At 59.1% G+C, this 19,745-nt stretch carries 19 protein-coding genes, 1 pseudogene and 1 riboswitch; of the genes and pseudogenes, 9 read left to right on the top strand and 11 right to left on the bottom strand.

Translation table 11 applies throughout. From position 1 onward, the window contains the following. Positions 1 to 107: 107 nt before the first annotated feature. The 4 genes from QRN31_RS25300 to QRN31_RS25285 all read right to left on the bottom strand — a co-directional run bounded on the left by QRN31_RS25300 (position 108) and on the right by QRN31_RS25285 (position 6,214). Positions 108 to 1,472, bottom strand: coding sequence for a DUF1329 domain-containing protein (locus QRN31_RS25300; protein ID WP_285435273.1), 1,365 nt, complete (start codon positions 1,470 to 1,472; stop codon positions 108 to 110). Between the two features lie 28 nt (positions 1,473 to 1,500). Next, entirely contained in the window at positions 1,501 to 3,402 is a 1,902-nt protein-coding gene (locus tag QRN31_RS25295) for a DUF1302 domain-containing protein (protein WP_285435271.1), read from the bottom strand. A 337-nt stretch (positions 3,403 to 3,739) separates the two neighbouring features. Beyond that, complete coding sequence (locus QRN31_RS25290; RefSeq protein ID WP_285435270.1) at positions 3,740 to 5,422, bottom strand: fatty acid--CoA ligase; 1,683 nt, start codon at positions 5,420 to 5,422, stop codon at positions 3,740 to 3,742. A 162-nt stretch (positions 5,423 to 5,584) separates the two neighbouring features. Then, positions 5,585 to 6,214: a LysE family translocator gene (locus QRN31_RS25285; protein ID WP_090180194.1), complete on the bottom strand. Its 630-nt coding sequence runs from the start codon at positions 6,212 to 6,214 to the stop codon at positions 5,585 to 5,587. Between the two features lie 246 nt (positions 6,215 to 6,460). On the opposite strand from QRN31_RS25285, the gene QRN31_RS25280 reads away from it, so the two are divergent. From QRN31_RS25280 to QRN31_RS25270, 3 genes are all read left to right on the top strand, one after another. Beyond that, positions 6,461 to 7,426 carry a 2-hydroxyacid dehydrogenase gene (locus QRN31_RS25280; RefSeq protein ID WP_285435266.1) on the top strand — a complete coding sequence of 322 codons (966 nt, stop codon included), beginning with the start codon at positions 6,461 to 6,463 and terminating at the stop codon, positions 7,424 to 7,426. A gap of 33 nt (positions 7,427 to 7,459) precedes the next feature. Beyond that, positions 7,460 to 8,458 (top strand): methyltransferase, encoded by a 999-nt coding sequence (locus QRN31_RS25275; RefSeq protein ID WP_285435265.1) that lies wholly within the window; start codon positions 7,460 to 7,462, stop codon positions 8,456 to 8,458. A gap of 41 nt (positions 8,459 to 8,499) precedes the next feature. Beyond that, a riboswitch (yybP-ykoY riboswitch) is annotated at positions 8,500 to 8,623 on the top strand. An 88-nt stretch (positions 8,624 to 8,711) separates the two neighbouring features. Beyond that, positions 8,712 to 9,296: a TMEM165/GDT1 family protein gene (locus QRN31_RS25270; RefSeq protein WP_285435264.1), complete on the top strand. Its 585-nt coding sequence runs from the start codon at positions 8,712 to 8,714 to the stop codon at positions 9,294 to 9,296. A 123-nt stretch (positions 9,297 to 9,419) separates the two neighbouring features. Here QRN31_RS25270 and QRN31_RS25265 read toward each other — a convergent pair whose 3' ends face one another. Beyond that, a complete protein-coding gene (locus QRN31_RS25265; protein WP_285435263.1) occupies positions 9,420 to 10,238 on the bottom strand; it encodes a M48 family metallopeptidase in 819 nt (272 codons plus the stop codon). Between the two features lie 274 nt (positions 10,239 to 10,512). Here QRN31_RS25265 and QRN31_RS31705 point away from each other — a divergent pair. Both QRN31_RS31705 and QRN31_RS31700 read left to right on the top strand, forming a co-directional pair. Next, positions 10,513 to 11,799 (top strand): annotated as a pseudogene (locus tag QRN31_RS31705) (methyl-accepting chemotaxis protein); the annotation flags it as partial. A 12-nt stretch (positions 11,800 to 11,811) separates the two neighbouring features. Further along, positions 11,812 to 12,654 carry a methyl-accepting chemotaxis protein gene (locus tag QRN31_RS31700; RefSeq protein WP_414923483.1) on the top strand — a complete coding sequence of 281 codons (843 nt, stop codon included), beginning with the start codon at positions 11,812 to 11,814 and terminating at the stop codon, positions 12,652 to 12,654. Between the two features lie 132 nt (positions 12,655 to 12,786). Here the strand turns inward: QRN31_RS31700 and QRN31_RS25255 are convergent, their stop codons facing one another. The 3 genes from QRN31_RS25255 to QRN31_RS25245 are packed head-to-tail and all read right to left on the bottom strand — an operon-like array spanning position 12,787 to position 13,898. Further along, the gene (locus QRN31_RS25255; RefSeq protein ID WP_090180181.1) at positions 12,787 to 13,410 is read right to left on the bottom strand and encodes an SOS response-associated peptidase; all 624 of its coding nucleotides are present in this window, start codon (positions 13,408 to 13,410) and stop codon (positions 12,787 to 12,789) included. 35 nt (positions 13,411 to 13,445) lie between these two features. Then, positions 13,446 to 13,706 carry a putative signal transducing protein gene (locus tag QRN31_RS25250; RefSeq protein ID WP_285435258.1) on the bottom strand — a complete coding sequence of 87 codons (261 nt, stop codon included), beginning with the start codon at positions 13,704 to 13,706 and terminating at the stop codon, positions 13,446 to 13,448. 9 nt (positions 13,707 to 13,715) lie between these two features. After that, positions 13,716 to 13,898, bottom strand: coding sequence for a CPXCG motif-containing cysteine-rich protein (locus QRN31_RS25245; protein WP_285435256.1), 183 nt, complete (start codon positions 13,896 to 13,898; stop codon positions 13,716 to 13,718). 139 nt (positions 13,899 to 14,037) lie between these two features. Between QRN31_RS25245 and QRN31_RS25240 the strand changes: the two genes are divergently transcribed. Continuing rightward, positions 14,038 to 15,204, top strand: coding sequence for a 1-acyl-sn-glycerol-3-phosphate acyltransferase (locus tag QRN31_RS25240; protein ID WP_285435254.1), 1,167 nt, complete (start codon positions 14,038 to 14,040; stop codon positions 15,202 to 15,204). A 64-nt stretch (positions 15,205 to 15,268) separates the two neighbouring features. On the opposite strand, the gene QRN31_RS25235 is transcribed toward QRN31_RS25240, so the two are convergent. Then, positions 15,269 to 15,553, bottom strand: a complete 285-nt coding sequence (locus QRN31_RS25235) for a hypothetical protein (RefSeq protein WP_285435252.1) — start codon at positions 15,551 to 15,553, stop codon at positions 15,269 to 15,271. A 193-nt stretch (positions 15,554 to 15,746) separates the two neighbouring features. On the opposite strand from QRN31_RS25235, the gene QRN31_RS25230 reads away from it, so the two are divergent. Next, positions 15,747 to 15,953 carry a hypothetical protein gene (locus QRN31_RS25230; RefSeq protein WP_285435332.1) on the top strand — a complete coding sequence of 69 codons (207 nt, stop codon included), beginning with the start codon at positions 15,747 to 15,749 and terminating at the stop codon, positions 15,951 to 15,953. A gap of 103 nt (positions 15,954 to 16,056) precedes the next feature. On the opposite strand, the gene QRN31_RS25225 is transcribed toward QRN31_RS25230, so the two are convergent. Further along, entirely contained in the window at positions 16,057 to 16,641 is a 585-nt protein-coding gene (locus QRN31_RS25225) for a YajG family lipoprotein (protein WP_090180164.1), read from the bottom strand. Positions 16,642 to 16,846: 205 nt separating this feature from the next. Here QRN31_RS25225 and QRN31_RS25220 point away from each other — a divergent pair, with 205 nt between their 5' ends. Both QRN31_RS25220 and mqo read left to right on the top strand, forming a co-directional pair. Further along, positions 16,847 to 17,080, top strand: coding sequence for a hypothetical protein (locus QRN31_RS25220; protein ID WP_090180162.1), 234 nt, complete (start codon positions 16,847 to 16,849; stop codon positions 17,078 to 17,080). Positions 17,081 to 17,819: 739 nt separating this feature from the next. Next, on the top strand, positions 17,820 to 19,328 hold the full coding sequence (gene mqo, locus QRN31_RS25215) for a malate dehydrogenase (quinone) (RefSeq protein ID WP_285435248.1): 1,509 nt from the start codon (positions 17,820 to 17,822) through the stop codon (positions 19,326 to 19,328). A 68-nt stretch (positions 19,329 to 19,396) separates the two neighbouring features. Here mqo and QRN31_RS25210 read toward each other — a convergent pair whose 3' ends face one another. Beyond that, positions 19,397 to 19,684: a PA4642 family protein gene (locus QRN31_RS25210; RefSeq protein WP_090180157.1), complete on the bottom strand. Its 288-nt coding sequence runs from the start codon at positions 19,682 to 19,684 to the stop codon at positions 19,397 to 19,399. Between the last annotated feature and the right edge of the window lie 61 nt (positions 19,685 to 19,745).

The raw sequence follows: 19,745 nt of genomic DNA, 5'->3' as shown, positions 1-19,745 counted from the left end.
GATGGGGGCGTCAAAGGCACCGAAGACTCATGGAAAAAACCCAGGCAAAAAAACGCCCCGAACCAGTCGGGGCGTTTTTCGAGGATGCGGCCTCTGTTCAGTGCAGGTTAGCGAACCCCGTCCTGACGCAACGCAGCAGGTGTGAAATCGCTGGTAGTTGCGGTGAAGCCGAAGTCATACGCCGACTTCTCTTCGTTCTTCATGCCCAGTGCCAGGTAACGGCCCGATTGCAGGTCGTACAAGGTTTCCAGGGTGTACCACGGCACTTGAACGTTGTAGTAGTTCTGGGAGTGGGCTTCCGCCACGCGCCACAGTTGATTACGACCGTCGTAGTGATCGATCACCGCTGCCTGCCAGGTGTCTTCGTCGATGTAGAAGTCACGTTTGGCATAGATGTGACGCTGACCTTCCTTCAAGGTTGCCACTACATGCCAGACTCGGCGCAGCTCGTAGCGAGCCAGATCCTGGTTGATGTGGCCGGCCTTGATGATGTCGTCGTACTTGAGTTGCGGCGAATCGAGCTTGTAGCTGTCGGAGGCGATGTACATCTCTTTCTTGCCTTCGAGCTTCCAGTCGTAACGATCCGGCGCGCCGTTGTACATGTCCAGGTTGTCGGAGGTCCGCAGGCCATCCGCCGCAGTACCCGGCCCGTCATAGGACACTTGTGGCGCACGACGCACGCGACGTTGACCGGCGTTGTAGACCCACGCCGAACGCGGTTCTTTCACCTGGTCGAGGGTTTCGTGTACCAGCAGCACACCACCGGCCAGACGTGCCGGCGCAGTCACTTTCTGCTTGAAGTAGAACAGGATGTTGCCCGGGTTTTTCGGGTCGTAGTCTTTCATCTTGTCGCGGAACACAAACTGGTCCTGGAAGTACACCAGGCTGTACGAGCCGTTCGGCTGCGGCGTGGCCTGGGTCACCAGACGGGTCACGCTGCCACCGCGATAGCGGGTGATGTGGTTCCAGATGACTTCAACGCCGCTCTTTGGAATCGGAAACGGTACGGCGGTTTCAAAGTTTTCCAGACCGTTGCCGCCAGACACCAGGTTAGTGGCGGTGGCGTTTTTCTTGATCGCGGCGAACACGTCATCCGGCACGGTCGCGCCGCGATGGGACGGGTAAACCGGCATCTTGAAGGTTTCCGGGTAGCGCTTGAACATCGCGTACTGACCCGGAGCGAGCTTGTCCTTGTACTGATCGACGTTTTTCGCCGTGATCGTAAACAGTGGTTTTTCACTGGCGTACGGGTCAGACAGAAAGCCTTTGCCGTCGACGGTGCCGGCGGTTTTCGCCATCGGCTTCCAGGCTGGAATCGAACCGTCGGCGTTGCCCGCCATCTCGGCCCCCATCGGGGTCAGGCTTTTGCCCAGCTTGTCCGCTTCGGCAGCGGGGACCGCCGCCATGACGCTGGTTGCCAGCAGCGAAAGCCCCAGAACACCGGCGTGGAACAGACTCTTTGTTATTTTCATATGTGTGTTCGTCCTGAAAAAACAGTGCTTAGAAGTTCACGCCGACGCTGAGCGCTACGAAATCGCGATCATCGACAGTGGTGTACTTGCCATCAAAGAAGTTGGTGTACGCCAGACTCGCGGTGTAGGTGTTCTGGTACTCGGCATCGACGCCCAGGCTCACCGCTTTACGACCTTCCTCGAAGTTGCCGCCAGGGCCTGGCGAGTAACCGCTGACGTCGTGGGACCAAGCCACGTTCGGCTTGAGGTTCACACCGGCGAAAACGTCGTTGTATTCCCAGATCGCACGACCGCGATAGCCCCACGAAGTCGGCGTGGTGAAGCCTTCGTTGGTGCAGTTGCGGCTGCGGTTGTTCGTGGCAGCACCCGCGCCGGCACCGTTGATGGTGCTGGTATTGAGTGCAATACAGGTGTCCAGAGCGCCCGAGGCCGGCAGTTCACCCGGACCGTAGACCGGATCACGGCCATAACGAACGTCAGAGGTACTTTCCAGCCCGCCGACATGGGTCACGCCCACTTCGCCGACCAGCGTAAGACGGCTGGCACCCATGACTTGATCGAAAAAGTGCGTCAGGGTGGTCTGGAATTGCGTGACCTCTTTGCGACGATAACCATGCAGGTCAGTGCCCGGCGCGGCAGAGAGCAACGAAGCATTGGTCAAAGGATTATTCGCATTGCCGTTGCCCAGAGGACGAATGCCGGCGAACAGAATGTCGGTGGAGTTCAACTGCACCGGTGCATTCGGACGGTAGCTGACCTCACCGCTCCACGCCGTACCGGTAGGCAGGGTGGTGGAGAAGCTCAGACCGTAGAGGCGAATGTCTTCAGGGTATTCGACGAAGTACTGCGAGTTACCCGCGACCACCAACGGCCCCAGCGCCTGGAACGGACCTGGCAATGCCGCCACGCCGTTGTAGACCGACTGCGGCGCACCCGTGGCGCTGAAGATCGGCGCACGGCTGTGGTAGTTCATGAAATAGGCGCCGAACTCGGTGTCCAGCGGATCGAACATGTACTTGAAGGAAGCGCCCCACTGGCCGCTGTCGCGTGCATCACGATCACCGCCACGCCGGACCAGAACACCTTCCTCGTTGACGTCGACACCGTTGGCAGCCAACGGGCCCAGCGCGATGCCTGGAATCGTCGAGCGCTTGTTCAGTACGCGCAGGTTGTTATTGCAACCATCGGCAATGATGTCGGGCTGCGAGAAGAATGTGCCGCAGTTGTCGACGACAGTCTGGTCCCATTCCAACTGGTAGAACGCTTCGGCCGACAGGTTTTCGGTCAGGCTCTGGGACACGTAGAACATGTTGACCGGGATCAGGCCTTCCTTGATCTCGGCACCCGGGCGACGGAACGCGGACACATCGATCGGGTTGATCGAGTTGATGCCGCCGCCGATGAAGGTACTTTCACCCCAGCTCACCACCTGCTTGCCCAGACGCACGGAACCCGGCTGATCGGCGATGGAGTAGTTGTGATAGATGAAGGCGTCGAGGATTTGCCCGCCAGAGGATTTGGCGCCTTCCTTGCGGCCGTCGTTGCTGACGTTCTTGAATTCCAGGTCTTCGTTTTGCAGCGCGAAGTCGTACCAGTATTTGCCCCGGACAAACACGCCGGTATCGCCATATTTCAATTCAAGGTCATGGATGCCCTTGAAGATCTTCGAAAAGGCTTGGCCGCTCTTGAAGTTCAGGTGGCCGTCATCGGAGGTCTGGGACAGGCCCTGCCCGCCGTTGTTCACGCCGATCAGATTCTTGTTCGGCTGTTGGGTCGACACACTCATCCCCAGGGAGAGCGACGAGTCGAACTGACCTTCGATTTCACCAACGTTGAAACTGACGCCGAATGCAGGCCCGGCGAGCGAAGAGGCGAGACTGACCGCCAGGGGCAATTTCGCCCGGCGCCAGAACTTGTTTACTGATGTCATCGACGCTACTCCATGTGCATTATTGTTATGGCAGTGAGCACTTCTAAAAACGTTGTGGGTGACGGGGAGCCATGGCGTCCCGAAGTCACTCCAAAATTGCATCGCCCCGTTTTGTGCGTTTGCTCCGTTCTTAAAAATCCTTGAGCGGACTATAGCCAGCAGGTAGTAGAGCTTGATCCCTCTAAAGTGTGATTTGCAGCTGCCAGCCACTCTGGAACAGTCCTTTCGCCAGTCCGACACCTGTCGGCACGGCAAGGATGGCTGAAAATCCGAATTAAACAAGCCAAGCGCTTGCTTGGTGGGGCTGGCGTGCCCTTTCGGGCACGCCAGAAGACGCTTAAAGCGTCGAGAGGAAGGCGCTGTTGTTAGCCTGCCATTCGGTGATGTCGACGCGGATACGCTTCTTGTCGAGCTTGCCGACACTGGTCTTGGGAATTTCAGTAACAAGGGCGATCTGGCTCGGGATCGCCCACTTGCTCAGGTGCCCCAACTCGACGAAGGGCTTGAGGTGTTCCTTGAGCTCCCTGGCCCCGATCTCATGCCCTTCGCGGATCACCAGCAGCGCAAACGGGCGTTCGCCCCACTGTGGATCAGCGATGCCCACCACTGCTACTTCGCGTACCGCTACATGGCGGCTGATCAGGTCTTCAAGGTCCAGGGAGGAGATCCACTCGCCGCCGGTCTTGATCACGTCCTTGATCCGGTCGCGAATGTCGATCACGCCCATGCTGTCCAGCGTCGCCACGTCGCCAGTGTGCAGCCAGCCCCCGGCCCAGAGCTCGGCGCCCTTCTGCGGTTCGTTGAAATAACCCTCGGTGAGCCACGGTGCGCGCAACACCAGTTCGCCCTGGGTCTCACCATCGGCAGGCAGGAAGTTGCCGTCGGTATCGACAATCGCCGCCTCCACCAATGGCCCCGGCACGCCCGCCTTGATGCGATACGTGGTGCGTTCGTCCTCGGTGCCGGCCATCAGTTCGTCATTGAGATGAGCACACGATACCAACGGCCCGGTTTCCGACATGCCATACGCCGCGGTCAGCTGAATGCCCTTGGCCTTGGCCGCTTCGTACAGCGTGCGGTTCAGCGCACTGCCGCCGATGACGATTTTCCAGCCGCCGAAATCGGTGCCTTGAGCTGCCTTCGAATTGAGGACCATCTGCAGAATGGTCGGCACGCAGTGGGAAAAGGTGACCTTTTCCTTGCGCCACAGCTCCACCAGGTATTCAGGGTCGTAACGGCCAGGGTAAACCTGCTTGAGCCCAAGCATGGTCGCCACATACGGCAAGCCCCAGGCGTGCACGTGGAACATCGGGGTGATCGGCATGTAGACATCGTTGGTGCCCAACAGGCGCACGCTGTCGATGGCGCCCATGATGGTCGACACGCCCATGGTATGGAGCACCAGCTGCCGATGGGTGAAATACACGCCTTTGGGGTTGCCGGTGGTGCCGGTGGTGTAGAAAGTGGTTGCGACCGAGTTCTCGTCGAAGTCCTGGAAGTCGTACTGCGTACTGGCAGCCGCCAGCAATTGCTCGTACTCGCCGACCAGATTGGGCAGGTCGGCGGTTTTTTCCGGCAGGTCGGTCAGCAGCAGGGTTTTCTCCACCGTGGTCAGGTGTCCGGCAATCGCCTGGTACAGCCCGACGAACTCGCTGTTGACCAGCACGAAGCGGTCCTGCGCGTGGTTCATGGTGTAGAGGATCTGTTCCGGCGACAGGCGCACGTTGATGGTGTGAATCACCGCGCCGATCATCGGGATGGCAAACATGCATTCCAGATAACGATGGCTGTCCCAGTCCATTACCGCCACGGTATCGCCGGCCTTGACCCCGGCCTCCGTCAGCACGTTGGCCAGCCGTGCGACCCGTTCGATCAGGGTCGGATAGCTGTACCGCAACTGGTCGCGGTAAATGATCTCGCGGGTTTTCTCGTAACGAGCGCCGGACATCAGCAGCCGCTTGATCAGCAGCGGATACTGGTAAGCGCCTTCGGCTGGGGGGATAACGCGAGTCTGCAACATAAGAATCCCTTTTCCTGACTGCACGGTGTTGGCTTTAGAGGTTAGTACTCTAGAACCCTTATACGCCGGCCAAATCAGCCAAAGGAATGATTTGCAGAGTCGTACAAATGCTAGCTTTGCGCCAGCATTTGCAGGAATGCTCTGTCCGAAAGGTTTGCCCGATCAATGCATCTCGGTGAAGGCGAGTTTCACGCCGATGGCGATCAATACCACGCCCATGGTCCGGTCGAACCAGTGGCCCATGCGGGCGAAACCGGCCCGAACGCGTTGCTGGCTGAACAACCGTGCCACCAGGCAGAACCAGACCGCTGTCGCCGCCGCGAGGTAAATCCCGTAGCCGGCCTGTACCGTCAATGGCGTGTGCGGGTTGATCACCACGGTGAACAGGGACAAAAAGAACAGCGTGGCTTTCGGGTTCAGGCCGTTGGTCACAAAACCCGAGGTGAAGGCGCCACGCGCAGTGCGTTCGCCGGCTTCCTTGTGCAGGTCGTCAGCGGCGGGTTTGGCCGGTTGCGCCCGCAAGGCTTTGTAGCCGATGTACAGCAGGTAAGCGGCGGCGGCCCATTTCAGGGCGTTGAACAGCACGATCGACTGCGACACGATCAGGCCGATACCCAGCAGCGAATACCCCACGTGCAGGAAAATCGCCGTGCCGACGCCCAGCGCCGTCCAGGTGCCCGCGCGACGACCGTGGGTCACGCTTTCACGCACCACGACAGCGAAGTCCGGGCCGGGACTGGCCACGGCAAGCAAGTGAATCAAGGCAACGGTCAAGAATTCTGTCCAGTACATAGGGGCTCCTTTTAGGGCAGATCGGTCGAAATGAAACTCACAAGGCTTACGGCATCCCCTGTGGGAGCGAGCTTGCTCGCGATAGCGGTCTATCAGCTGACACAAATATCGCCTGACACTCCGTCATCGCGAGCAAGCTCGCTCCCACAAGGGGCCAGTGTGCAGTCTGGTACTGCGTAACCATTTGTTTCATCTGATAGGCTCGGCAGATTACGCCTTCAGTTCAACGCACAAAAGGTACAGTTGATGACGAACTCTCGCCGCGCCGTTTTCCTCGACCATCCGTCCCTGGACCTGGGCGATCTCGACCTCAGCCCGTTGCGCGACTGCTTTGACGATTTGCAGCTGTTCGCCCAAACCGCGCCGGAGCAAGTCATCGAACGCCTCAAGGGCGCCACGGTAGCCATCAGCAACAAGATCCTGATCGATGCCGCCGCCATTGCCGCCAGCCCCGAACTGAAGCTGATCCTGATCACCGCCACCGGCACCAACAACGTCGATCTCGCGGCCGCTCGCGCTCACGGCATCACGGTCTGCAACTGTCAGGGGTACGGCACGCCATCGGTGGCGCAGCACACGATCATGTTGCTGCTCAACCTGGCGACACGCCTGGCCGACTATCAAAAAGCGGTGGCTGACGGTCGCTGGCAGCAAGCGAAACAGTTCTGCCTGCTGGATTACCCGATTGTCGAACTGGAAGGTAAAACCCTTGGCCTGCTCGGCCACGGTGAACTGGGCGGAGCAGTGGCGCGGCTGGCTGAAGCGTTCGGCATGCGCGTATTGCTGGGGCAGATCCCAGGCCGCCCTGCCCGAGCGGATCGTTTGCCACTGGACGAACTGCTGCCACAAATCGATGCCCTGACCCTGCACTGCCCGCTCAACGAACACACCCGCCACTTCATCGGGGCACGGGAGCTGGCATCGATGAAACCCGGCGCCTTCGTGGTCAACACTGCTCGCGGCGGCTTGATCGATGAGCAGGCGCTGGCCGATGCCTTGCGCAACGGTCATCTGGGCGGCGCCGCCACTGACGTGCTGAGCGTCGAGCCGCCGACCCATGGCAATCCCTTGCTGGCCCATGACATCCCACGGCTGATCGTCACGCCGCACAATGCCTGGGGCAGTCGCGAGGCACGGCAGCGGATCGTCGGTCAGTTGACCGAAAACGCGCAGGGATTTTTCAGCGGTAAAGCGCTGCGGGTCGTCAGTTGATAGACTGCGGCACTTTTTTTCACAGGAGCAGTTATGGATCCGCGCAGTGAAGTACTGCTTCGTCAGGCCGAGTTATTCCAGGGTTCGGTGTTGTTGGCCGGTTTGCCCGCCGACGATCTGCTGGGCCGCTTGCCCCAGGCCCATGGTTGGTGCTGGCACGCCGGCGATCAAGCGGCGCTGGACGCACGTTTTGCAGGACGCAGCCATTTTGGTGTGAATGCACCCGAGCGTGAGTTCGAGACGGCGGTGGTGTTTCTGCCCAAGTCCAAGGACCTGACTGACTACATCCTCAATGCCCTCGCCTCGCGCCTGGCCGGTCGTGAACTGTACCTGGTGGGCGAAAAACGCAGCGGCATCGAAGGGGCGGCCAAGCAACTGAACCCGTTCGGAAAACCGCGCAAACTCGACAGCGCACGGCATTGCCAGCTGTGGCTGGTGACGGTGGCCAACGCGCCAGAAGCCAAGTCGCTGGAAAGTCTGGCTCAGACCTATGAGTTGCCGCTGGCCGAAGGCCCGCTGAAAGTCATCAGCCTGCCGGGCGTATTCAGTCATGGTCGCCTCGATCGTGGCAGCGCATTGCTGCTGGAGCACCTGGACAAATTGCCAAGCGGCCACTTGCTCGACTTTGGTTGCGGCGCCGGTGTGTTGGGCGCTGCGGTGAAGCGTCGTTATCCGCACAATCAGGTCACGTTGCTCGATGTGGATGCGTTTGCCGCCGCCAGCAGTCGCCTGACACTGGCCGCCAATGGTCTGGAAGCCGAGGTGATTACCGGCGACGGTATCGACGCGGCGCCGATGGGTTTGAGCGCGATTCTGAGCAACCCGCCGTTCCATGTCGGCGTCCACACCGACTACTTCGCCACCGAAAACTTGCTGCGAAAAGCGGCTAAACATCTGAAAAACGGTGGCGAACTGCGCTTGGTGGCGAACAGCTTCCTGAAGTACCAGCCACTGATCGAGGAACACCTGGGCATCTGTGCAATCAAGGCTGAGGGCCAGGGGTTCAGAATCTATCGAGCCAAACGCGGCTAAGAAATTAGTGCTTGCCGAATGGATTCTGCCTAGGCAGAATCCGCCCCGTCCTAGGGGAGTAGTCTCCCACGAGCGCCATGCTCGTCCGGCATACGTCAACATACTTGGTCAACAGACCATGGCGTATGCGACCCAAGGGTCCGCACCATGCGGATCGCAGGGTTTGACAAGACCTATGACACGAACACCTTACCCGGGGCGGGAAGGCTGTACGTGTCATAGCCGTGTCGACCCGCCCCTTAGGAAAAACCTGATGTTGGATTCTCTGCTCGTTCCCACCGCAATCGTTGCCTTGGCCGAAATCGGCGACAAGACGCAACTGCTCGCGCTCATTCTTGCTGCCCGCTTTCGCAAGCCTTGGCCCATCATCGCCGGTATCGTTGCCGCGACCCTGGCCAACCATGCGGCAGCCGGCGCGGTAGGTGCCTGGTTCGGCAGCTTCTTCTCGGATGCGGTGTTGCACTGGATCCTGGCCGCGAGCTTCACAGCGACGGCACTCTGGACCTTGGTGCCGGACAAGATGGATGACGACGAAGGCAGCACGGCCCGCAAGTTCGGACCGTTCGTGACGACATTGATCGCGTTTTTCCTGGCCGAAATGGGCGACAAGACGCAAGTCGCCACCGTGATGCTCGCTGCGCAATACCCGGAACTGTGGCTGGTGATCATTGGCACCACCGCGGGGATGTTGATTGCCAACGTGCCAGTCGTGCTGGCCGGTAATTTTGCGGCGGACAAACTGCCGTTGACACTGATCCGTCGCCTGGCGGCATCGGCATTCTTCGTCCTGGCGATTGTTGCGGTGTACAAGGCGATGCAGAGCAGCGGGTGGGTTTGACCCGGTAGACCGCGTCATCGTTCATCGCGAGCAAGCTCGCTCCCACATTGGTTTTGTGATCGACACTAACCCTGTGGGAGCGAGCTTGCTCGCGATGAGGCCCTCACTGACGAGGTAAAAACCTCAGGATTTACGCGCTTTCTCGTACAACGGCATCACCTTCGGAATCGCCGCCTGCAACGAAGCAATCCGGCTGGACGAAGCCGGGTGAGTGCTCAAGAACTCGGGAGGCGCGCCTTCCGAGACTTTGCTCATCTTGTTCCACAGCGTGATCGCCGCGTTCGGGTTGTAACCGGCACGGGCGGCCAGTTCGAGACCGATCAGGTCCGCTTCGTTTTCATTGGCGCGACTGTTGGGCAAGGTCATGCCGTATTCCGCCACGGTGTCCGCCAGGGCCAGGCTGTCCTGGCCCAGACCGAGCAACGCTCCGGCGCCCTGCTTGGCCATCTCGACCCCGTATGCCTTGGACATCGCTTCACGGCCATGCTCGCGCAGGGCGTGGGCGATTTCATGACCCAGGATCGCGGCGATTTCATCATCAGTGAGTTGCAGGCTGTCCATCAGCCCGGAGTAGAAAATGATCTTGCCGCCAGGCCCGCAGTTGGCATTGAGTTCATCGCTCTTGATCAGGTTGACTTCCCATTTCCACTGGGCCGAATCCGGGCGAAAAACCGGAGCTTGGGCAATCAACCGGTCCGCGATGATCTGGATGCGTTTGGCGTCGTTACTGGTCTTGTCCAGCACGCCCTTGCTGTTCGCCTCGCCGACAGTCTTTTGATAAGACTGGGCATACATCTGGTTGACCTCGTCGGAGGACAGCATGCTGAACATATATTGCTTGCGTTCAACACCGACCGCGCCACCGCTGGTGGTATTGACCGACTGACAACCGGCGAGCAGTAGACTCGCGCTCAGCGCACACAAAACCAATCTCTTGCTCATCAAAAAACTCCCGGAAAACATGCTGCGTATCCTAGGCGTGGAATTGTATCGACGCCAGATACAACAAAGCTGTAGACGCACATTTCAGATAAAGCTCTCACGTCCGTAGGAAAAAATTCACATTCCGACACCCGCCGCGGCCAATAACGCTGCGCATTGATTCATTTACGACATCAGCCACTCCAAATCATCCATTTTGCCGCCCACCTGCTCATGCCCACCAAGCCCCCGGCCGATACACCTTCGCAGTCGTCCTCTTGCGTGCGGAGCACCCATGAAATTCAAGTCGATCCAGTTTTCCGTGGCAGCCCTCGCCGGCGCTATCGTTCTTAGCGTCGTGGCCGCGCTGGTGCTCTATGCCCTGTTTTCCGGCGCCCGGACGCAAGACATGGTGCAGGAACGGACCCAAGCTCAATTCGAACAAGTCATCGAACAGCGCCTGACGTCCCTGGCACAAACCCAGGTCAGCCAGATTCAGCGCGAACTCGAAGCGCCGCTGCTGATTGCCGGAGGCCTGGTGCGGGTCAATACGTTGATCGGCACACCCGGCGCCGATGGCCAGCCACAACTGAGCCTGAGCCGTGAACAGTTGATCAGCCTGATCAAGGAAAACGTGGCCAAAAACCCGAAAATCCTCGGCACCTACATCGGCTGGGAAAAAGACGCGCTCGACCACAACGACACTGCCTACGTCGGCACCAAGGTGGTGGGGATCGACGCCAGCAACGGACGCTTCCTGCCCTGGTGGTTCCGCAACGAAGACGGCAGCCTGGGCCTGGACAAACTGGTGGACGTCGACGACCAGAAAACCCTGTCCACCGGGGTTCGCGCCAGCGAGTACTACCTGTGCTCCAAAGAAACCAAAAAGCCCTGCGTAATCGATCCGGCGCCCTACAAAGTCGGCGACAAGATCGTCATGCTCGCCTCCTTCATTGAACCGATCATGCTCAACGGCGCGTTCCAGGGCATTGTTGGCGCCGACCTGTCGGTGAACTTCATTCAGGAGATGCTCCTGGGCGCCAACCAGAAACTCTACGGTGGCTCAGGGGTGATGGCGCTGATTGGCGGCAACGGACGGATCGTTGCCTACACCAAGGACCCGAGCAAATTCGGCGAGAAAGTCAGCGACATCCTCGACAGCCAGCAGATTGCCAACATGGCCAATCTCAAGCGCGGCGAAGTGACCTATACCGTCGACAAAGCCCAGGGCCGGATCGAGTTGTACCTGCCGTTCGGCATCGGCCAGACCGATGCACGCTGGACCCTCATGCTGCAACTGCCGCTGAATGCAGTGATGGCAGACCTGCAAAAACTTCAGGGTGACCTGGACACCCAACGCAAATCCGACACCTTCGGCATGGCCATGGTAGGCCTGCTGATCGCCGGTATCGGCTTGCTGGTGATCTGGCTGGTGGGCCACGGCATTGCCCGTCCGCTCAAGCAAATGGTGGCGATGCTCGACGATATCGCCAAGGGTGAAGGCGATCTGACGCGCCGCCTGACCAGTGATCGCGCCGATGAGTTGGGCTCGATCGCCAAAGGCTTCAACACTTTCCTGGCCAAGTTGCAGGCGATGATCACGCAAGTCGTGACCTCAGTGCAGAGCGTCAGCGATTCGTCGGAACACACCGCCGACATCGCCATCCGCACCAACATCGGCGTGCAGAAGCAAATGGCCGAGATTGATCAGGTGGCGACGGCGGTGCATGAAATGACCGCTACCGCGCAAGACGTGGCACGCAACGCGACCCAGGCCGCGCAAGCCGCCAGCCATGCCGATAAGGCAGCCGCGCAAGGTATGCAAATCGTTCGGGACACCTCGAACTCCATTGGCGTGCTGGCGGTAGAAATCGGCAAGGCCGTTGGCGTGGTGCAAACCCTGGCCAAGGACAGCGAGAACATCAACGCGATCCTGACCGCCATTCGCGGGATTGCCGAACAGACCAATCTGCTGGCCTTGAACGCAGCCATCGAAGCGGCACGAGCCGGTGAACAGGGTCGCGGTTTTGCGGTTGTGGCTGATGAAGTGCGCAACCTGGCGCAGAAAACCCAGAAGGCCACTGAAGAAATCCAGACCATGATCCAGCAGTTGCAACAAGGCACGCGCGATGTGGTGCGAGTCATGGAGGACAGTCAGAACCGCACCGACGAAAGCGTACAGCATGCGGCGAAAGCGGCCGAGGCACTGGAGACGATTACTCAAGCAGTGTCGGTGATCAATGACATGAACACGCAGATTGCGAGTGCGGCCGAGGAACAGAGCGCGGTGGCGGATGACATCAACCGTAACGTGATCAATATCGGGCAAGTGGCCAATGAAGTGGCGGGTGGCGCGGATGAGTCGAGCGCTGCCAGTGCCGATCTGACCAAGCTGGCCGAACAGCAGCGGCGGTTGATCAATCAGTTCAAGGTTTAAAAATCGCCGGAAGGTTATCGATCGTTCCCACGCTCTGCGTGGGAATGCAGCCATGGACGCTCCGCGTCCACTGTGACGCAGAGCGTCACGGGATTCATTCCCACGCAGAGCGTGGGAACGATCATATCGAGGTTAGCCCGGGGTCAGGCACTCCGGCCCATTGAGCTTCGGATCATTCACCAGGTTTGCCAGCACCCGCTCGCGCAACGCCGCAGGTTCACTGGCAAGCAACGCCTGCAACGCATGCAATGGCGTCTCGGGATTGAGCCACGCCTCCTGCCCTGCCGCATCCAGAATCAACGGTCGACGCTGACTGGCCGCCGGTTGCGTGATCACCGCCGTGCTCAGCCACACCTGCTCCTGCACCGGATACGCTTCCCAGATCGCCGCAAAGAACAGCGCCGAGCCCTCCCCCGGCGTCAGCCAATAGGGCCGCTTACGGGTGGTGCCACGCCATTCGTAAAAACCGTTGGCCGGCAACAGGCAACGGCGCTCGCGCAAGGCCTGGCGAAACATCGGTTGTTCGGCAACTGTTTCAGCCCGCGCATGGGCCGGGGTACGGGACAGATCGGTCAGCCACGGTGGCGTCAAACCCCAACGCGCGCGGGCCAACTCACGTTCACCGTCGACGCCGGCTCGCAGCATCAGCACCGAATCGTTGGGAGAAATATTCCACTGGGCCTGCTGATCGGCGGGGAAGCCAGGCAGGGCCGCGAAGGCGGGGTTCCAGCGAAACAGGGCATAACGTCCACACATGGGGCAACACGACTCTTGATAAAACGAACGTCAGCCTAACAGACCAGCGTGCCGGGAAAACTGTCCGGCTCATCGCCGGGCAGAGGCAGCGCGGCATTGTACGCGGTGATCAGCTCCCGGGCGTATGCGGCCTGGTCGTTATCCACCGACAAACCCAGCAGGCCGAAAACCGGCAATTCGCCGGTGCCACCGAGCAAATCGCGGCCCACCAGATGCGCCTCGATACCCTCGCTGGCCAGCATGCCCAGCAGCAACTCACCTTCCATCAGGTTTTCCGGCTCGTAGATTCGCTGCATAGACGCCCCTCATTCGTTTTCCGCATAAACGTCGAGATGCCATTCATCACCATGAACCTGCAACACGAAAGTGATCGGCCGGCAACACACCTGACAATCCTCGATGTAGGTCTGATCGCCTGCGGAAATATCCACAGTCGTTTCCACCTCTTCACCACAATACGGACATCTATACAGTGCAGTTTCCAGCATCGCGGTCTCCCAAGTGACTTGTGCGTATAATCGCCGGTCTATTTGCAGGGCTATTTTTGTCTGGCTACCTTTTCAGACCGTGCCCCGTTGGTTTTCGATCAAAACCTTTACTTACCCTAGCCGTTTCTAACAAGAGAGCATGATGGGCGAATTCGATGCCATCCGACCTTACAATGACAGCGAAGTCCCCGCAGTGCTGGACCGACTGCTCGGCGACAAGGCATTTCTAGATATCCTCATCCACTTCCGCTTCCCGCGTTTTGCCGGTGTTTTCGGCTGGGCGCTCAAACCTCTTATAGCTCATCGGCTGCGCCGTGAGTTCGCCGGCGTCACCTCGGTGGCCACATTGCAGGACAAGGTCGAGATGTACGTCGACCACACCATCGAGCGCGCCACGGATGGCGTGACGTACACCGGCGTCGAGCAGTTCAAGTCCGGCAGCGCCTACCTGTTCATCGCCAATCACCGCGACATCGTGATGGACCCGGCTTTCGTCAATTACGCCGTGTACCACGCCGGCCTGCCGACCCCGCGCATCGCGATTGGCGACAACCTGCTGCAAAAGCCTTTCGTCAGCGACCTGATGCGCTTGAACAAGAGCTTCATCGTGCACCGTTCGATCACCGGTCGTCGCGAGAAAATGGCGGCGTATCAACTGTTGTCGGCTTACATCAACCACTCGATCCGCAACGATTGCGCCTCGATCTGGATCGCCCAGGCCGAAGGCCGGGCCAAGGATGGCGACGACCGCACCGAGTCGGCAATCCTCAAGATGTTCCACATGAGCCGCAAGGACGAGCCGTTCGGCGAAGTCATTCGCTCGCTGAACCTCACGCCGGTATCGATCAGCTACGAATACGACCCATGCGACCAGGCCAAGGCCCGCGAGCTCTACATCCGCGCGACCACCGGCAGCTACACCAAAGCACCGGGCGAGGATGACGTGAGCATTGCCAAGGGCATCACTGGCTACAAGGGCCGGGTCCATGTGAATTTCGCGGCGCCGATCACCGAACTGTATGAAGACACCAAGCAATTGGCGATCGAAATGGACCGGCAGATTCTCGGTGGCTACCGGTTATTCCCGGTGCATTACCTCGCCTATGCACAGTGGGAGGGCGCCGATCCACAACTGCAGGTCCCGCCCGCAGCCAAAGTGTTTGGCGCCGATGAGCTGGCCAAGGCTAAGGAAGAATGGCAGCGCCGGCTGGAATCTTGCCCTGAGGAACATCGCCCGTTCCTGGTGTTGCAATACGCGACACCGGTAAGGAATCAGTACCGCGTGAAAGCTGGATTGCCGCTGTAGGATTTTTGTCTGGATACACTAACGGCGCCTTCGGGCGCCGTTTTCATTGCTGCGTTCATTGCACTCAGAAGCGCGTGCTGATCCACGACACCAGCAACGCCAACGCCAGGCAGGCAAAGCCGAAGCGATAGAAAAACCGGTTCATGCGCAGGGTCGCGCCATCCAGCATCAACATTGGATCGTCGATGCGACGGCTCTGACTTTGCGCTTCGAGAGTAGCCAACGCGCGCTGTTCACGGCGCCGCGTGGCGTGCAGCAACCAGCCACCCGGAAAGGCCAGCAGCAATGCCAGCAGGTTGATCAACTTGGCGGGATGGTTGGTAAACAGCGAAATCAAATGCAACGACATCACGTACCTCGGGCAAAACAGATGTGTCAGGCGTCGGACCGACGACCGCGGCGCGGATTCTACCGAAAGCTTGCCGACCTGCCCCGCCTTTCCGACAAATAACGAACCTTCAGACCCATAGTTGCCCTGTGTCACGGCACCGTCATCTGAATCCGCCAGTCTGTCGCCCCTCGAAACCGACATGGAAAGCATCATGCTGCACGCCGAAACCCAGGACCGCCTCTACCTCATCGCTCCGAGCGACGAACAACAAGACCTCGTCGGCAGCCTCGCCTTCAACGTTCAGGATCGCCACTGGCTGGTGTATTGCGCGCTGTCTGGACACCAGCATGTGGACTTGCCGGAGACGGATTTGCTGACCGGCGTGAGTGTGCTGGATTTTTATTCGCAGGCGGCCTGATACCACGCTCCCACAAGGGGATAGGTTAAGCCGGCAAAACCGGCAGGCATTAAAAAGCCCGGGACCATCACTGGCACCGGGCTTTTTTGAATCTGGCGAAAGGTTACTCGCCGAGCATCTGACCAACCGTCGGATCCTTGAACAAGCGCGTCAACGCATCGCTCAACACATCACTGACCAGCTTGGTGTTGGTTTCCTGATTCGGCGCCATACCAAAACGCTGATCCAGGGATGCGCCGTAGCGACCGCTGTAACGACGGTTGGCATTCTGGACATCGGAGCGGAACGTCGCGGCGATAGTCGCTTCGGTCACGTACATGCCTTCTTTAGGCGATTGGTATTTCAGCTCAGCCAGCGTCACCGTCAACTGCGGCGCATTCATCGCGTTCGAGGTTGGAGTGAAGCCCAGCAAACGCACGGCTGCTTCGGCCTGGGCCTGCAACTTCGGCAGAATCTGCGCGCCCTGCACGGTGATCGCGCTGGTCTCAGGGTACAAGCCACCACGCGTGCCCAGGGTCGGCGACGGACGACCGTCCACCACCCGCACCACCACCGGCTGACCATGGCCGACTGGCGCCAGCTGAGTCGTCAGCTTAGGCTCAGGGTTCAGTTGTTGCGGGCTGTGGGCGCAGCCGACGAGGGTCAAACTGGTCACAGTGATCAAACCGAACAACAGGCGTTGCAACATGCTCTTCTCTCCAGAATCAGGCACAAACAGGCGCGCAGTATAGCGGTGAGCTATCGTTGCTAACTAGCGTCTCGCAATGATTGCTCAAATCTCTGACAAACCTGAGGCAAAGCGGTTCCTGTCACACATCTGTCACCGCACCTACACGTTCACGTCATGACCCATTGGCAATCTACTCGACAGGTCATCCACAAGGTAATTCGCCATGCGTTATCTGATCTCGCTGTTCGCACCACGCCCGCGGCATCGCTGCTTTGCGCTGCTCGACCACAATGGTCACTGCCAGGCGTTCAAGCAATGCAGCCTTCAGCCCATGGGCGATGGCTGGGTCGAAATCGAAGAAATACGCCTTAACTGGTTGCACCATCCCCTGCCTCCTAGCGCCCACGTCCGGCAGCCTCAGTCCCGTTCTCGTGTGCAGGCGCTGTTGTCCATCTGACCAGACGCCTAATAAAAGTCATTAAACACGTCCATTTCCCTGCGTTTCTTAGATACAATCTCACCCCGATTATAAGGACGTCTCCTGATCGGGCCTCGCAGCATCGTCAATGCCTCGGTATTGACACCCCGCACCGCCCACAGAGAGCCGCCCACACAGATCGAGTGAAGCGGGCGCTTGCTGTTCCTTGAGCAAAAAAAACCCACTTTGCGCGAATCTGCAGAGCTGTCATTACGCTCGGTCACTGAGCTGTTTGCCCGTTTTGCCTGTCATGTACCCCATGACGGTAATCCTTCCGGGCACGGTGCCAGGCTGGGACAGCCCTTTTTTGAGGTTCACGTCTTCAAAAGAGCGTGAAAAAAACGGGTTTTCACAACTTCACAAGAGTGTGGCGAGCAAATGAATAGTTTTGCGTCTGAACATGCACCATTAGCGTCTGAAACAGCCCAACGACACAGGACCGAGCACTCCTCGAACACCGGAGCCTGAAGCCTGTCCTCTACGGATTTGGTTGCACAAACGGACGTCTCGACCATAAGTCGAATTGCCAGCGGCGCGTTGAAGTGAGTTCATGTAACTCTTTTAGACCCGGCCGGTAGCGTCCGTCGAAGTTGCGAAAAATTGCGAAGATTCGGACATGGCACACTGACCACCGGAACCTGGGGCATCACTGACACGCCCCGGAACGCCTGGTAGCCATGCCGACAATTTGGTGCTGCAGATTTTGGAGACGCGTTAAATGGCGCATAACGAAGCAGTCGACGTAGTACTCGTTGGGGCCGGCATCATGAGTGCCACCCTCGCCGTACTGCTCAAAGAGCTCGACCCCGCGATCAAGCTGGAAGTCGTCGAGCTGATGGATTCCGGTGCTGCGGAGAGTTCCAACCCGTGGAACAACGCCGGTACCGGTCACGCCGGGCTGTGTGAGCTCAATTACACGCCGCAGGCCGCCGACGGTAGCGTCGACATCAAGAAAGCCGTGCACATCAATACCCAGTTCGAGGTGTCGAAGCAGTTCTGGTCCTACCTGACGAAGAAAGGCACGTTCGGTTCGTGCAAGTCGTTCATCAGCCCGGTGCCGCACCTGAGCTTCGTGCAAGGCAATGATGGCGTTTCCTTCCTCAAGGAACGCTTCAAGACCCTGAGCAAGCACCATGCCTTCTCGGACATGGAATACACCGAAGACAAGGCCACCATGGCCGAGTGGATGCCGCTGATGATGCCGGGCCGCCCGGCCGACGAAGTCGTCGCCGCCACCCGCGTCATGAACGGTACCGACGTCAACTTCGGCGCCCTGACCAACCAACTGCTCAAGCACCTGACCAGCGCACCCGATGCCCAGGTCAAGTATTGCAAGCGCGTCACCGGTCTGAAGCGTAACAACGGTGGCTGGACCGTCAGCATCAAGGACGTCAACAGCGGCAACACCCGTGACGTCGACGCCAAGTTCGTCTTCCTCGGTGCTGGCGGCGCGGCATTGCCGTTGTTGCAGGCCTCGGGCATCGAAGAAAGCAAAGGCTTCGGCGGCTTCCCGATCAGTGGCCAGTGGCTGCGCTGCGACAACCCGGAAGTGGTCAAGCACCACCAGGCCAAGGTCTACAGCCAGGCTGCGGTCGGTTCACCACCGATGTCGGTGCCGCACCTGGACACCCGCGTGGTCGATGGCAAAAAGTCCCTGCTGTTCGGGCCTTACGCCGGTTTCACCACCAAGTTCCTCAAGCACGGTTCCTTCATGGACCTGCCGATGTCGGTGCGCGCCGGCAACATCGGCCCGATGCTGGCCGTGGCAAAAAACAACATGGACCTGACCAAGTACCTGGTCAGCGAAGTGATGCAGTCGATGGAGCAGCGCCTGGATTCCCTGCGTCGTTTCTACCCTGAAGCGAAAGCCGAAGACTGGCGCCTGGAAGTGGCCGGCCAACGGGTGCAGATCATCAAGAAAGACCCGAAAAAGGGTGGCGTTCTGCAGTTCGGCACCGAGCTGGTCGCGGCGAAAGACGGCTCCCTTGCCGCTCTGCTCGGCGCATCCCCAGGTGCTTCGGTGACCGTTTCGATCATGCTCGAGCTGATCGAAAAATGCTTCCCGAACAAGGCTTCCGGTGAATGGGCTGCCAAACTGGCGGAAATTTTCCCGGCACGGGAAAAAGTCCTGGAAACCGACGCTGCGCTGTATCGCAAGATCAACGCACACAACAACGTCGCGCTGGAACTGGTTGAAGCCAGTAACGAGACCGAAAGCTACGCTTGATTCGGCCTGATAAAAAACGCCCCGCTCTCAATGAGAGCGGGGCGTTTTTTTGTGCCGCTTAAAAGTTCTTAACCGCGAGCCTTGGCGATCAGCTCAATGTACTCGGCCGCATTGCGCTGGTCCTTGATCAGAGCCACGAAGTCATTGCCATGCTCATCCTTACCGTCGAGATCAAGACCGGCTTCGACGAAGAAAGTCAGGAAACGCTCGAAATCGTCGATGCGCAGACCACGGTAGGCCTTGATCAGCTTGTGCAGGGACGGCGAAGTGGCGTCGACCGGCTCGAAATCGAGGAACAACTTGATCTGCTCATCGCCGATCTCGTCACCAATCACTTGTTTCTTATCTTTACGCATTGCCGACTCCAGCTCGCAGACATTTCACGGGGCTGGCAGTTTACCCCCGCCCGGGCACAGG

The sequence above is a fragment of the Pseudomonas sp. fls2-241-R2A-110 genome (assembly GCF_030209165.1).
Lineage (GTDB): Bacteria > Pseudomonadota > Gammaproteobacteria > Pseudomonadales > Pseudomonadaceae > Aquipseudomonas.
Note: the sequence above shows the minus strand (reverse complement) of the source record. Positions and strands in the feature narration are given on the sequence as shown.

What these genes read in the sequence shown, in the direction of transcription:
- QRN31_RS25300 (WP_285435273.1), bottom strand. Translation starts at nt 1,472, where the DNA reads ATGAAAATAACAAAGAGTCTGTTCCACGCCGGTGTTCTGGGGCTTTCG.
- QRN31_RS25295 (WP_285435271.1), bottom strand. Translation starts at nt 3,402, where the DNA reads ATGACATCAGTAAACAAGTTCTGGCGCCGGGCGAAATTGCCCCTGGCG.
- QRN31_RS25290 (WP_285435270.1), bottom strand. Translation starts at nt 5,422, where the DNA reads ATGTTGCAGACTCGCGTTATCCCCCCAGCCGAAGGCGCTTACCAGTAT.
- QRN31_RS25285 (WP_090180194.1), bottom strand. Translation starts at nt 6,214, where the DNA reads ATGTACTGGACAGAATTCTTGACCGTTGCCTTGATTCACTTGCTTGCC.
- QRN31_RS25280 (WP_285435266.1), top strand. Translation starts at nt 6,461, where the DNA reads ATGACGAACTCTCGCCGCGCCGTTTTCCTCGACCATCCGTCCCTGGAC.
- QRN31_RS25275 (WP_285435265.1), top strand. Translation starts at nt 7,460, where the DNA reads ATGGATCCGCGCAGTGAAGTACTGCTTCGTCAGGCCGAGTTATTCCAG.
- QRN31_RS25270 (WP_285435264.1), top strand. Translation starts at nt 8,712, where the DNA reads ATGTTGGATTCTCTGCTCGTTCCCACCGCAATCGTTGCCTTGGCCGAA.
- QRN31_RS25265 (WP_285435263.1), bottom strand. Translation starts at nt 10,238, where the DNA reads ATGAGCAAGAGATTGGTTTTGTGTGCGCTGAGCGCGAGTCTACTGCTC.
- QRN31_RS31700 (WP_414923483.1), top strand. Translation starts at nt 11,812, where the DNA reads ATGATCACGCAAGTCGTGACCTCAGTGCAGAGCGTCAGCGATTCGTCG.
- QRN31_RS25255 (WP_090180181.1), bottom strand. Translation starts at nt 13,410, where the DNA reads ATGTGTGGACGTTATGCCCTGTTTCGCTGGAACCCCGCCTTCGCGGCC.
- QRN31_RS25250 (WP_285435258.1), bottom strand. Translation starts at nt 13,706, where the DNA reads ATGCAGCGAATCTACGAGCCGGAAAACCTGATGGAAGGTGAGTTGCTG.
- QRN31_RS25245 (WP_285435256.1), bottom strand. Translation starts at nt 13,898, where the DNA reads ATGCTGGAAACTGCACTGTATAGATGTCCGTATTGTGGTGAAGAGGTG.
- QRN31_RS25240 (WP_285435254.1), top strand. Translation starts at nt 14,038, where the DNA reads ATGATGGGCGAATTCGATGCCATCCGACCTTACAATGACAGCGAAGTC.
- QRN31_RS25235 (WP_285435252.1), bottom strand. Translation starts at nt 15,553, where the DNA reads ATGTCGTTGCATTTGATTTCGCTGTTTACCAACCATCCCGCCAAGTTG.
- QRN31_RS25230 (WP_285435332.1), top strand. Translation starts at nt 15,747, where the DNA reads ATGCTGCACGCCGAAACCCAGGACCGCCTCTACCTCATCGCTCCGAGC.
- QRN31_RS25225 (WP_090180164.1), bottom strand. Translation starts at nt 16,641, where the DNA reads ATGTTGCAACGCCTGTTGTTCGGTTTGATCACTGTGACCAGTTTGACC.
- QRN31_RS25220 (WP_090180162.1), top strand. Translation starts at nt 16,847, where the DNA reads ATGCGTTATCTGATCTCGCTGTTCGCACCACGCCCGCGGCATCGCTGC.
- mqo (WP_285435248.1), top strand. Translation starts at nt 17,820, where the DNA reads ATGGCGCATAACGAAGCAGTCGACGTAGTACTCGTTGGGGCCGGCATC.
- QRN31_RS25210 (WP_090180157.1), bottom strand. Translation starts at nt 19,684, where the DNA reads ATGCGTAAAGATAAGAAACAAGTGATTGGTGACGAGATCGGCGATGAG.